Raw genomic sequence first — 12,394 nt, 5'->3', positions numbered from 1 at the left:
ATCAAGTACGGCAACGATTGAATATCGTTGCCGTACTTGTATAAATGCATATATACTTCGACATCTGGCAATTTATGGACAATATAAATTGATTTTTATGAGTATCTTTGCTTTATATATTTTACACATGGCGGATAAGCATGATAGTGCAACTCGTAGTTATAATATGAGTCGAATAAAAAACAAAAACACCCAACCTGAATTATGGGTGCGAAAATATCTGTTTTCTCAAGGATTCAGATACAGAATAAATGTTCATAATTTACCGGGATCCCCCGATATTGTATTGTCAAAATATAAAACTATTGTATTTATCAATGGTTGTTTCTGGCATGGTCATGAAGGATGTAAATATTTTGTGATACCCGAAACCAGAAAAGACTGGTGGATTGATAAAATCAATAAAAATATTGAAAGAGATAACAGAGCAAACGAAGCATTACGAGCCGCAGGCTGGAAGATTATAACAATCTGGGAGTGTCAGTTGAAACCAAAACAAAGAGGCGCAACACTTGCAGCACTTACCGTAAAAATCCGAGAGAATATATGACCGGTTCTTTCTGCTATTTTCGTATCTTTGCATTCTACAAAATGAAATTCATTAACGAAGATGAAAATATCTGACATTTTATATAAAAATCTGAAAATCAAAACAGATAAAACACATCCACATGTAGATGAAATGCTGGCGGTCATCACTCATTGGATGCATAATACCGGCAGAGCTTCGGTTTCTCCGTATGGAAAAGAATGTCGTAAATATCTTCAGACAATATTATGTACATTGAATCCTGCAATTGATAAAAAAGATATAACGCTTAAGTCTATAAAAGAGCAGGGATTGTTCCAGGATGCCGTTGATGTTCCGTTTCCATCTCCCGAACGGTCCAAATTTACGTTCATAGACCTGTTTGCCGGAATGGGCGGATTTCGGTTGGCCATGCAGGCACATGGAGGACGATGTGTATTTTCTTCGGAATGGAATACATATGCACAAAAAACCTATTTTGCTAATTTTGGCGAGGTCCCGTTCGGAGATATAACTGAGGAGCGGATAAAGGCTTTTATACCTGACAATTTTGATATATTATGCGCGGGATTTCCTTGTCAGCCATTCTCCATTGCGGGAATATCCAAGAAAAACAGTCTGGGACGTGCCCATGGCTTTTTGGACAAAACACAAGGCACATTGTTTTTTGATGTTGCAGAGATTATCCGAAGAAAGCGCCCTAAAGCATTTTATCTCGAAAATGTAAAGAATCTGCAATCTCATGATAAAGGTCGGACTTTTCATGTTATATCAAATACACTCCAAGAATTGGGTTATAACATTCATTATCAAATAATGGATGGGAAATATTATGTACCCCAACATCGGGAGCGAATAATGATTGTCGGATTCAGAAAGGATTTGTATCAGGAAAAGGAAACATTCTCTTTTCCCGTAAAGGAGGATCCGCATCTGAAGATCCAGAATATTCTGGACCCGAATATTGATGCAAAATATACCCTTACGGATAAATTATGGCTGTATCTTCAGAATTACGCGAAGAAACATCAGGCCAATGGGAATGGATTCGGATATGGACTCACGGACCTGAATGGTATATCACGGACATTAAGTGCCAGATATTATAAAGATGGTTCGGAAATCCTGATTCCTCAATGCGATGGAAAAAATCCCCGAAGGCTCTCACCCCGAGAATGTGCCCGTTTGATGGGATATAGTGATCGATACATAATTGATGCTGTTTCCGAAGTTCAGGCTTACCATCAATGTGGAAATTCCGTGATAGTCCCCTTGATCACGGACGTTGCCGGAAACCTTGTAAAATCCATGTTGAATGATGAGTGCAAATAATTTGGTCGGACGTGCTGTTGCCACGGTCAATAAGGCCACAAAAGCTTTCTGCAAGTTTACATCTGCCAATGATGCTGGGTCAACCGGGGCTCATCAGGCAGGCTATTACATGCCTAAAAATGCATGGTCAATCATGTTTGATCATCCTGGTCTGAAAGGAGAAAACAAGGATCGGACAATCATGATAAAATGGCAGAACACGTTCGAAACAGAAAGTCGCTTCATAGACTACGGTAAAGGTACCAGAAACGAATATCGCCTCACTCGTTTTGGACGAGGGTTTCCATTTCTTTCTGAAGATAACGTCGGCGATTTGTTTATCCTGTGTCAGATTAGTAAGGATTATTATGAAGCATATGTGCTGTCTGCGGATGATGACATTGATTCATTCCTTGAGGCTATTGGTATTGGTCCGACAGAAACCAATGCCCTTATATCTATGCAAACCCATCCTGCCCCGGAAGATGTATTGCATCAGTTGTTTCAGGAAATTTTGTCTCGTTACGATCATTTCCCTGAAACAAATCTAATGGCTGCATATGCCCGTAAATACCATATGCAGGCTCACAATATATCTGAAGAATTTCTGCAAAATAATCCTGACACATCAATATTGGCTTGGATCAATACGGAATATGATTTGTTCAAATCTTTTGAAACCAAACTATATTCTCCCGAAATCAGCAGGGGATTCGGGAACGTGGAAACTTTGATTGCCTACTCCAATCAAATTCTGAACCGGAGAAAGAGCCGGGCAGGCAAATCATTGGAGCATCACTTATCAAGCATATTCCATGCAAATCACCTGCGTTTTGAAACGCAGGTGATTACAGAGGAACATAAGAAGCCAGATTTTATATTCCCGGATGGTGAATCCTATCATAATTTTGAATTTCCGGCTGAAGAACTGATATTTCTCGGTGCCAAGACTACATGTAAAGACCGATGGCGGCAAATTCTGAACGAGGCAGATCGTATTCCCAGAAAGCATCTGTTCACACTTCAACAAGGAATTTCAAAAAATCAGTTGACGGAAATGTATAGAGAAAATGTCTGTCTGGTCGTTCCGGAACCATACAAAAAATCTTTTGATCAAGACTTCAGAGGACGAATACTCTCATTAAAACAATTTACAGAGTCTGTTAAAAGAATACAAAATATTGTTTAATCAGTAATTCGTCGTAATCCACTCCTCCTGCCGGCGGCGGGAGACTTTCGAGGCGGTGATGGTGCGGTCGAGCCGATGGATCGTCCAGCCGTGCCGGGCGGCGAGGCGTTCGATCTTCTCGTGCGGAGTGTCATATGTTCGAAAGATAGAATCGTATGGACAATAACAATTCCCATTTAAGTAACATGGGTGCATTTTCGTATCCAGCGAATCATCGACGGAGAAGTCTTCACGCTTGACGACATCGACCGATGCAGGTTGGAAATCGAAAAACGATACCCGCAGTATGAGCAACCTATTGATGCCGATTCCGGAATTTTGTTTGCCGTAGAAGCAATCCGCAAATCTTTCGGAAACAGGTTTTATCTAATATTATATCGGTATCCGATCAAAATCGACTTCGGGACCCCGAACAGGCGAATATGTATCATCCACCCGAGCAATTTTATCGAATACGAAAAGAGACAGGAGGATTGACGTCCTCCTGTCTCCTGCTCATTTAACCCAGATTTTTCATGTAGTTGCGTTCAAGGACGCCGAATATCCCGGACTGCGGATAAAGAAACTTTCCGCCGATCGTCGTGTAGGGAATGATCCGTTCGTCCCGATAGGTTTGCAGGGAGCGCCGACTGATGCCGAACATACACCGGACCTCCTCGCCGGTCAGATACACCTCGTTGAAGATCGACGGGCGGTGCTCGTCGATCAGACGGTTGACCGACTTCAAGGCTTGAAGAGCCTTCTTGCGCAACTCAACGTACTCGGCAGAATTACGCGTGATGAAATCTTCCATTACTTTTTGGGGTAATCATGTTGGCCGCCAGCAGACGTTGGACGTCCGCCTCCTCGATGAAGATTTTGTTGCCGATCGCCGTATAAGGTACGATGCCCTGCTGACGAAAGTATTGCAAACCCCGTTTGGTAATGTGCAGCGCCTTGCAGACTTCTTCTTGAGTCAGTCACTTGTCGGGCTTGTGAGGCTGGCACAGCGAACCGAGATACTCCACACGCTCGCAGACGCGATGGAGCAGGGAGCACATTTCGTCGTAAGCTCCCGCTTCGATCATTTTACATTCCATAACTGATAAGATTAAGTTGAACAATCCCCGATTAGACGGGCCGAATGCAAAATAAAGCCAATCGCACCCACTTGCCACGTGCTGTCCTTTGTGTGCCGTTTATGGCCGACAAACTCTATAATGCCATATTCTTTGCGACGGTCTGCATATCGCGCATAATGGATGAATCGAGAATGCGGGCATAATGGCGGGTCATCTTCGTATCGGAGTGCCCGAGCATTTTAGCAACAGTTTCGATAGTCGCACCGCTGGCAAGGGTCAGCGTGGCGAACGTGTGCCGGGCCACATGCGTCGAAAGACTTTTTTTGATTCCGCAGATATCGGCCAGTTCTTTCAAATAAACATTCATCTTCTGATTGCTGCAAACGGGCAACAGCACATCGTGTGCTTGACAATAGGGATTATTATGATAGCGAGCCAATATTTCCCGTGCTGCATCCAGCAGAGGAATATTGCACATATTTCCGGTTTTTTGACGCGTTTTGCGAATCCATTGCATCCCGTTAATATCTGTCGCAATATGCTCTGCTCGCAGCTGTTTTACATCCGAAAATGCCAACCCCGTCAGACAGCAGAATGCGAAGATGTCCCTAATCTGCGCCAAGCGGGGAATGTCGATCGTTTTATCCAGAAGTTTTTTCAACTCATGCTTTTCAAGAAAGTCCCGTTCGACATTCTCCAAGTGAAAACAAACATTGGCGAAAGGATCGTTTTTCATCCATTTCCTTGAAAGCGAAAGGCGAGTGATTTTTTTGAAATTTTTGAGATACTTGGTGGTCGTATTGTGGCAACACTTGCGGACGGTTTTCAGATAAAATTCAAAATCTTCGACGAATTGATCCGGAAGTTCATCCAGATAAAGGTCTTTCTTTTTATAAGTATTGCGGATGAACTCTTCGGTTATCCTTAGGCAAGTATCGTAACGCTCGACAGTCGCGACTGCAAGGTCGATTCCGGCCAATTTCCGGCATTTTTCATTATGTTCGCGAAATACATTCAATAATGTATGACGCTCCGAACGCTCCTTGCCCAGATAACGGTCGAGAACCGTATGTGCTGATAATTCCGCTCCCTCCAGTTCCATATCCCGTTGAATACGTAAAATATTTGCGGAAACGGCATCGAGGTAGAAATTCAGTTCTTTGCATCCGCGGCCGTTTTCGACCGCCTTGCCTTTAGCGGTGTTCCACAATCGAGGTTCGATGAATCGTCTTGCCGAGGCATCGGCCCGCTGGCCGTTAACCGTAATACGCATGAAGATCGGAGCTTCGCCCGCCTTGTTGAGTTTTGTTCTGCGGATGTAAAACAGCAAACTGAAAGAGGTTCTTTCCATAGACACTTGTTTTAGGGTTGCAAATTTAAATTCCCAAGTGTCGGATGTCAAGATGTAATACGATGCAATAGAGTGCATTAGATGCTTATTCGGTGTACTTTTTTCGGTACCTGTCAGGTACACCGAATAAGACACCGCGAATATGCTTCGAAATGCACTTTCGTTCTATTGGCCTAAAAATAAAATTTCCTGTAAACCAACCGTTTACAGGAAATCGCTTTTCTTTTCATTGTACTTTGGCGGAGAGAGAGGCTCTCGAACTTATACTTTCACAGAATATCATAAAACTGCAAACGACTGATAATCAAGTGTAAATTACAATATAGAGTAAAAGTAAATGTTTCTAAATGTCTTTTGCTATCTCAATAATTGGGTGTATATTTGGGTGTAGAATTTCAAACGCACCCAATTATGAATATCAAGCGCAACATCATTTTTGCATTGGAGAGCCGGAAAAAGAACGGTGTGCCAATCGTAGAGAACGTACCCATCCGTATGCGTGTCATCTTTGCCAGCCAACGCATCGAGTTTACAACGGGCTACCGGATTGACGTAGCCAAATGGGATGCAGATAAGCAGCGGGTAAAGAACGGATGTACCAACAAGCTAAAGCAAAGTGCAGCCGAAATCAATACGGACTTGCTGAAATACTATGCCGAAATCCAGAATATTTTCAAGGAATTTGAGGTGCAGGAGGTCATGCCAACGACCCAACAGTTGAAGGAAGCTTTCAACATGAGAATGAAAGACACCAGCGAAGAACAGCCGGAAGAAGCCCCTGTCAGCTTTTGGGAGGTGTTCGATGAGTTTGTAAAAGAGTGCGGTAACCAGAATAACTGGACGGCATCCACCTATGAAAAATTTGCAGCAGTGAGGAACCACCTCAAAGAGTTCAAGGAGGATGCAACGTTCAACTATTTCAACGAGTTTGGATTGAACGAATACGTCAACTTCCTGCGTGACACCAAGGATATGAGAAACAGCACCATCGGCAAGCAAATGGGATTCCTAAAATGGTTCCTGCGCTGGAGCTTCAAGAAAGGACATCATCAGAACATTGCATACGATACGTTCAAACCGAAACTGAAAACCACCTCGAAAAAAGTAATCTTCCTGACTTGGGATGAACTGAACAAGCTGAAAGACTACCAGATACCCAAGGATAAGCAATACCTGGAACGTGTGCGTGATGTTTTCCTGTTCTGCTGCTTGACGAGTTTGCGGTATTCGGATGTTCGCAATCTGAAAAGAAGCGATGTGAAGTCCGACCACATCGAAATAACCACAGTCAAGACTGCCGACAGCCTGACGATTGAACTGAACAAATACAGCAAAGCCATACTGGACAAATACAAGGACATCCATTTCGAGAATTACATGGCTCTGCCCGTCATCAGCAACCAGAAGATGAACGATTACCTGAAAGAGCTGGGCGAACTGGCAGAAATCAACGAGCCTGTACGGGAAACCTACTACAAGGGAAATGAACGTATTGATGAAGTCACACCCAAATACGCTTTGCTCAGTACCCATGCAGGAAGAAGGACATTCATCTGCAATGCGCTGGCTCTCGGAATCCCGGCACAGGTGGTCATGAAATGGACGGGACACAGCGACTACAAAGCTATGAAACCCTACATTGACATAGCGGATGATATTAAGGCAAATGCCATGAACAAGTTTAATCAACTATAAAAGTATCAAACAGTTTCATAGATAGTTACCAATGACTATATTTGTAGAAATTATCATCACAATATGAGCAACAAGGAATCCAACATAGAGAAAACGAATTTTGATGCATTCATACAAGCGGTCGGTTCGGAAATAGAACAGGCACAAGTAAGGCTGATTGTTGCAGCCAATGCACAAATGCTGTTCCATTACTGGAAGATAGGCAATTACATCCTTTATCACCAGCAGCTGCACGGATGGGGAAGCAAAATCATCAAGCAGTTGGCAAAGGCTATCCGACTGCATTACCCTGAAAAGAAAGGCTATTCGGAACGTAACCTTACCTATATGTGCCAGTTTGCAAAAGCATATCCTTTAAGAGCGTTGCAAAGTTTCATAGAAACAGATGCAAGCCTGTCTGTCCCAACCATACAGAGTGTGACCAATGAAGTATTAAAACTGAATGACAAGCAATTTACGCAGGAACTTACTGCGCAAATGCAATCGATTGATTGTCAATCATTAGCAATTACGCAGGAAGTTCCTGCGCAATTTGAAGATGTGGGAAAAACCGTGTCTGCCATTTACAGGATGGGAATCAGGGAAATAGAAGAAGTTTTCTTGACCTCTCCTATAGCCAAAATAAACTGGACAAGCCAAATGACTATACTTGACAGTTCGCTACCTTTAGGTCTAAGCTACTGGTACATGAAGCAGTCTGTGGAAATGGGATGGAGCAGCAATGTATTGAAAATGCAAATTGACAGTGATTTGTATAGCCGACAAATCAGCAACAACAAGGTAAACAATTTCACGACCACACTTCCGGCTCCACAAAGCGACCTTGCCAATTACCTACTCAAAGACCCGTACATCTTTGATTTGGCAGGAGCCAAAGAAAAAGCAGACGAAAGGGATATTGAAGAACAGCTGGTGAAACACGTTACCCGCTACCTGTTGGAAATGGGCAACGGTTTTGCCTTCGTTGCCCGGCAGAAGCACTTCCAAGTCGGAAACAGCGATTTCTTTGCCGACCTGATTCTATATTCCATTCCGTTGCACGCATATATCGTGGTAGAATTAAAGGCTACCCCATTCAAACCGGAGTATGCAGGACAACTGAACTTCTACATCAATGTGGTGGATGATAAACTGAGGGGAGAGAATGACAACAAGACTATCGGGTTGTTGCTATGCAAGGGAAAAGACGAAGTTGTGGCACAATACGCATTGACAGGCTATGACCAGCCCATCGGCATCAGCGATTACCAATTGAGCAAAGCGATTCCCGAGAAACTGAAATCAGCGTTGCCCAGCGTGGAAGAAGTGGAAGAAGAACTGGCCTCTTTCCTTGACAAAGACAATAACACTCAAAAATAGTTGCGTCCATGAAAGATGTAATTACAACGCTGATTCCCCGATACGGAGAATTGAACAGAATATATAAAGACTGGTTTGATAATAAAGGTTTCTCTTTTGAAAAGCAGAAATTCATTACCAAGTTCTATCTGGACTACAATGATGTAACGGTTCTTGAAACAGCCATTCTTGAACTGGTGTTTCATCTTCCACAGGAGCAATACACACTGATTCTGAATAGCCTGAAAAAGGAAGTATGCGAAAACATAAGTTATTACAAGAAAGGATGTATGCCGGATGAACAGACCGTTTACAATATCTGCTTCCGAGTTTCAGAAATCTATAAAGAAGCCATAGAAGAACAGCAATACAAGACGACCAAGCTCCATGCTCCGCTAAACGAAGCATACCACCGATACGATTCCATAGGTTATCGGGAACACACTGCAGAGGATGAAAAGCGTGCGGAAATGGAATATGAACGGTGCAAAGATGAATACGAGGAGAAAAAAAACAAGCTGACCGAACTCTACGATCTGCAAAAACAGACCAGAGAGAAAGCCCTGCAATATGCAAAAAGCCGTTTCAATGAAATCTATCGGCTGGGCTGCCACCTCAAAGAGACATTGGCGAAATATGTATTTGATGAAACAAACGAGCCGGAAGAGCCAGCCGAACAAGAACCAAATGCCCCCAACATACAGGAAGAAGTGCTGGGAACGAAACAGACTGAGTATTTCAATATGGAACTGCTTTCGCTCATTCATGTAACCTGCGTGGGAGAACAGTTCGAGAATATTTCCGAACATGATTTCTATACCTGCATGAACCTGCTACCAAGCGACACCAAACCCCAAATCAGACCGAGAGAAAAAATACGTACCTGCTATCTGATATTCCTGATGAGCGAAAAACTGCCCAAACAGGACAGGGAGAATTGGAAGAGGAATATCCTGAAAATATTGGATATTGAGGAAAGCTACTACAAGTCAAAGTACAAAGAGCCTGTTTCCGATTTCCCCAGTGACAGCAACCGGAAATTTGCCAAAGAAATGGATGGTATATTCCGATAATCTGTGATATGCCCTGACATTTTACGAAACAACCACTTTTACCACTCAAATTAAATTTTTGAGTGGTATTTTTATTATCTGATATTCAGATAAATAACAAGATATTCCATTTATATCAACCACATCCTTACCACTTACAACCCTACCTAATTTTGCATCGTTCGAGAACAGAGATAACAGCCAGTGCGCAGGGCTGATTGTTAAACGACTAAATAGATTGAACGATGAAAAATCTTCAAGAATTATTATCAAAACCCGTCTGGCAGATGACAGGTGAAGAGTTCATATTCCTAAGTAAGCACGCTTCCCGTCAAACGGAAACGCAGCCACAGCCCATTACAGACACAGAAAGAAAATATGTGTACGGAATACTGGGCATAGCCAAACTGTTCGGGTGCAGCCTACCCACCGCCAACCGTATCAAGAAAAGCGGAAAGATTGACAAGGCAATCACTCAGATAGGACGTAAGATTATCGTGGATGTTGAGCTTGCCCTTGAACTGGCTGGAAAGAAAACAGGAGGACGGAAATAACGGGAGGCATGGCTATGGACTATATGAAAGAGACTAAGGAAATATCGGCTGAAGAAGCCATAATCCTTTGGCAAGCCTCACGTTTGAGCCTGTCGAAAAGTTATGAGAAAGCACCTGAAATCCTTAAAGTACATGATTCTGTCATTGGGACATTGGGTAATTTCAGCGCATCCATCGGCAAAGCCAAAAGTAAAAAAACGTTCAATGTATCGGCTATCGTAGCCGCTGCATTGAAGAACGGCACAGTGCTGCGGTATGTGGCTGAACTGCCTGAAGATAAGCGGAAAGTGCTTTATGTTGATACAGAGCAAAGCCCTTACCATTGTCTGAAAGTCATGACGCGCATTTTGCGAATGGCTGGTTTGCCAGATGATAGGGACAATGAGAATCTTGAATTTCTTGCCTTAAGAAAATACACGCCTGAGCAGCGTATCAGGATTGTGGAACAGGCTATTTACAATACACCCGAAATCGGTCTTGTAATTATAGACGGCATACGGGATATGGTGTATGACATCAACAGCCCCAGTGAATCAACACGCATCATATCCAAGCTGATGCAGTGGACGGACGACAGGCAGATACATATCCATACGATACTGCATCAGAACAAAGGGGATGAGAACGCAAGAGGGCACATTGGTACGGAGTTGAACAACAAGGCGGAAACCGTATTGCAGGTAGAAAAGGACAAGGGCAACGGTGACATCAGCCATGTTTCAGCCATTCACATCCGGGCAATGGACTTTGAGCCTTTCGCATTCCGTATCAACGACAAAGCCCTTCCCGAACTCATTGAGGGATACAAACCTGAAACAAAGAAGCCGGGAAGACCCGAAGAAGAGAAGTTCGACCCTTACAGGCATATCACCGAGCAGCAGCACCGTATCGCATTGGAAGCCGTTTTCGGGCTGAAAGAGGAATACGGCTACAAGGAACTGGAAGATGCCTTAATCAAGACCTATATGTCAGTGGGTGTAAAGCTGAACCATAAAAAGGCGGTATCGCTCATCACCATGCTCCGCAACAAACGGATGATAGTGCAGGAGACAGGCAGAAAATACACATTCATGCCTGACTTCCACTATTAGCCCATTTCCCTGCAATCACTTCACTTTATTCTCGGGGTGTATATATTAGGAATATAGTGAAGTGCTTGGGGAATGGGACTAAATCACTTCACTTTATTACCGTATCCTATATATACGAGAATTTAGTGAAGTGATTATAGACCGTACTTCCTAAAAAGGTACGGGCAAAAAGAAAAATAAACCAATTCACCAACTACTAAAACAATCATTTTATGGATATACAGACAGCCAAGCAAATCAGAATAGCGGATTATCTGCATAGTTTAGGATATTCTCCCGTCAAGCAACAAGGTGTCAATCTGTGGTATAAATCACCGTTAAGGGAAGAAGCCGAAGCCTCGTTCAAGGTAAATACCGAACGTGAACAATGGTATGACTTCGGTTTGGGTAAAGGTGGTGGTATCATAGAACTGGCTGCACACCTGTACGCTACCGACCATGTACCTTACATCTTGAAACGGATAGCAGAGCAGACACCGCACGTGCGCCCGGTATCTTTCTCTTTTGGAAAGCAAAACTCTTCCGAGCCGAGCTTCCAACAGTTGGAGATTGTTCCGCTGTCATCTACTGCCCTGCTTGCCTACTTACAAGGTAGAGGAATTAACATAAAACTGGCGAAAAGAGAATGTAGTGAAGCACGTTTCACTCACAACTGCAAGCGGTACTTTGCCATCGCCTTTCCCAATGGTTCGTGTGGATATGAAATCCGCAACCGCTATTTCAAGGGCTGCATCGCCCCAAAGGAAATCTCCCACATCAGGCAGTCGGGAAAAGCGAGGAATACCTGTTATGTGTTCGAGGGATTTATGGACTACCTCTCCTTTTTGACATTGAGACAAGAGAGCTGCCCAAATTATCCGGAATTGGACGGGCAGGACTACATTGTATTGAACTCCGTATCGAATGTAAACAAGGCTCTCTATCCGTTGGGCAATTACGAACGCATCCACTGCTTTTTCGACAACGACCATGCAGGACTGGAAGCACTCCGGCAAATCCGCATGGAATACGGCAGAGAGCGGTACCTCCGGGACGCTTCGCAGATTTACAGAGGATGCAAGGACTTGAACGAATACTTACAGAAACAGATTGAAAGAAAAAGGCAGCTCCAGTCCGCCAAAGGGGTGCGCAGCCAATCACCGGAAAAGAAGAACGGCTTCCAGTTATAGCCCACTATAACTACACGCTTCGCTTTCGTAGTTGTGGGCTCTCCCGAGGGGATT

At 43.5% G+C, this 12,394-nt stretch carries 12 protein-coding genes; 9 read left to right on the top strand and 3 right to left on the bottom strand.

What is annotated here, in order from left to right; all coding sequences use genetic code 11:
- Positions 1 to 97: 97 nt before the first annotated feature.
- From NFR47_RS05350 to NFR47_RS05340, 3 genes are read left to right on the top strand one after another with little or no spacing between them, the layout of a single operon-like run.
- Positions 98 to 550: a very short patch repair endonuclease gene (locus NFR47_RS05350; RefSeq protein WP_420838560.1), complete on the top strand. Its 453-nt coding sequence runs from the start codon at positions 98 to 100 to the stop codon at positions 548 to 550.
- Between the two features lie 60 nt (positions 551 to 610).
- A complete protein-coding gene (dcm, locus tag NFR47_RS05345; protein ID WP_251214540.1) occupies positions 611 to 1,861 on the top strand; it encodes a DNA (cytosine-5-)-methyltransferase in 1,251 nt (416 codons plus the stop codon).
- Positions 1,845 to 3,029: a type II restriction endonuclease gene (locus NFR47_RS05340; protein ID WP_251214539.1), complete on the top strand. Its 1,185-nt coding sequence runs from the start codon at positions 1,845 to 1,847 to the stop codon at positions 3,027 to 3,029. Before dcm ends, NFR47_RS05340 begins: the two co-directional genes overlap by 17 nt.
- Positions 3,030 to 3,528: 499 nt before the next feature.
- On the opposite strand, the gene NFR47_RS05335 is transcribed toward NFR47_RS05340, so the two are convergent.
- The 3 genes from NFR47_RS05335 to NFR47_RS05330 all read right to left on the bottom strand — a co-directional run bounded on the left by NFR47_RS05335 (position 3,529) and on the right by NFR47_RS05330 (position 5,441).
- Entirely contained in the window at positions 3,529 to 3,822 is a 294-nt protein-coding gene (locus NFR47_RS05335) for a helix-turn-helix domain-containing protein (protein ID WP_251214538.1), read from the bottom strand.
- The gene (locus NFR47_RS08530; RefSeq protein ID WP_300851270.1) at positions 3,800 to 3,988 is read right to left on the bottom strand and encodes a helix-turn-helix domain-containing protein; all 189 of its coding nucleotides are present in this window, start codon (positions 3,986 to 3,988) and stop codon (positions 3,800 to 3,802) included. The genes NFR47_RS05335 and NFR47_RS08530 overlap by 23 nt, the downstream gene beginning before the upstream one ends.
- Positions 3,989 to 4,223: 235 nt before the next feature.
- Complete coding sequence (locus tag NFR47_RS05330) at positions 4,224 to 5,441, bottom strand: site-specific integrase (RefSeq protein WP_251214537.1); 1,218 nt, start codon at positions 5,439 to 5,441, stop codon at positions 4,224 to 4,226.
- A 411-nt stretch (positions 5,442 to 5,852) separates the two neighbouring features.
- Between NFR47_RS05330 and NFR47_RS05325 the strand changes: the two genes are divergently transcribed.
- The 6 genes from NFR47_RS05325 to NFR47_RS05300 all read left to right on the top strand — a co-directional run bounded on the left by NFR47_RS05325 (position 5,853) and on the right by NFR47_RS05300 (position 12,340).
- Positions 5,853 to 7,136, top strand: a complete 1,284-nt coding sequence (locus tag NFR47_RS05325; protein WP_251214536.1) for a site-specific integrase — start codon at positions 5,853 to 5,855, stop codon at positions 7,134 to 7,136.
- Between the two features lie 63 nt (positions 7,137 to 7,199).
- Positions 7,200 to 8,495, top strand: a complete 1,296-nt coding sequence (locus NFR47_RS05320; RefSeq protein ID WP_032582750.1) for a PDDEXK nuclease domain-containing protein — start codon at positions 7,200 to 7,202, stop codon at positions 8,493 to 8,495.
- Between the two features lie 8 nt (positions 8,496 to 8,503).
- Positions 8,504 to 9,547 carry a hypothetical protein gene (locus tag NFR47_RS05315; protein WP_004308775.1) on the top strand — a complete coding sequence of 348 codons (1,044 nt, stop codon included), beginning with the start codon at positions 8,504 to 8,506 and terminating at the stop codon, positions 9,545 to 9,547.
- A gap of 224 nt (positions 9,548 to 9,771) precedes the next feature.
- Positions 9,772 to 10,080 carry a DUF3853 family protein gene (locus NFR47_RS05310; RefSeq protein WP_004308776.1) on the top strand — a complete coding sequence of 103 codons (309 nt, stop codon included), beginning with the start codon at positions 9,772 to 9,774 and terminating at the stop codon, positions 10,078 to 10,080.
- A 14-nt stretch (positions 10,081 to 10,094) separates the two neighbouring features.
- Positions 10,095 to 11,171: an AAA family ATPase gene (locus NFR47_RS05305; protein ID WP_008766855.1), complete on the top strand. Its 1,077-nt coding sequence runs from the start codon at positions 10,095 to 10,097 to the stop codon at positions 11,169 to 11,171.
- A 212-nt stretch (positions 11,172 to 11,383) separates the two neighbouring features.
- Positions 11,384 to 12,340 (top strand): toprim domain-containing protein, encoded by a 957-nt coding sequence (locus tag NFR47_RS05300; RefSeq protein WP_148365914.1) that lies wholly within the window; start codon positions 11,384 to 11,386, stop codon positions 12,338 to 12,340.
- Positions 12,341 to 12,394: the final 54 nt, after the last annotated feature.

Source organism: Alistipes muris (assembly GCF_943193205.1).
Taxonomy (GTDB): domain Bacteria; phylum Bacteroidota; class Bacteroidia; order Bacteroidales; family Rikenellaceae; genus Alistipes; species Alistipes muris.
This window is presented reverse-complemented; position numbering and strand designations above follow the sequence as displayed.

Excerpts from the sequence above, each read along its gene's own strand:
- NFR47_RS05325 (WP_251214536.1), top strand. The coding sequence starts at position 5,853 with ATGAATATCAAGCGCAACATCATTTTTGCATTGGAGAGCCGGAAAAAG.
- NFR47_RS05300 (WP_148365914.1), top strand. The coding sequence starts at position 11,384 with ATGGATATACAGACAGCCAAGCAAATCAGAATAGCGGATTATCTGCAT.
- NFR47_RS05350 (WP_420838560.1), top strand. The coding sequence starts at position 98 with ATGAGTATCTTTGCTTTATATATTTTACACATGGCGGATAAGCATGAT.
- NFR47_RS05315 (WP_004308775.1), top strand. The coding sequence starts at position 8,504 with ATGAAAGATGTAATTACAACGCTGATTCCCCGATACGGAGAATTGAAC.
- dcm (WP_251214540.1), top strand. The coding sequence starts at position 611 with ATGAAAATATCTGACATTTTATATAAAAATCTGAAAATCAAAACAGAT.
- NFR47_RS05335 (WP_251214538.1), bottom strand. The coding sequence starts at position 3,822 with ATGGAAGATTTCATCACGCGTAATTCTGCCGAGTACGTTGAGTTGCGC.
- NFR47_RS05320 (WP_032582750.1), top strand. The coding sequence starts at position 7,200 with ATGAGCAACAAGGAATCCAACATAGAGAAAACGAATTTTGATGCATTC.
- NFR47_RS05310 (WP_004308776.1), top strand. The coding sequence starts at position 9,772 with ATGAAAAATCTTCAAGAATTATTATCAAAACCCGTCTGGCAGATGACA.
- NFR47_RS05340 (WP_251214539.1), top strand. The coding sequence starts at position 1,845 with ATGATGAGTGCAAATAATTTGGTCGGACGTGCTGTTGCCACGGTCAAT.
- NFR47_RS05330 (WP_251214537.1), bottom strand. The coding sequence starts at position 5,441 with ATGGAAAGAACCTCTTTCAGTTTGCTGTTTTACATCCGCAGAACAAAA.
- NFR47_RS05305 (WP_008766855.1), top strand. The coding sequence starts at position 10,095 with ATGGACTATATGAAAGAGACTAAGGAAATATCGGCTGAAGAAGCCATA.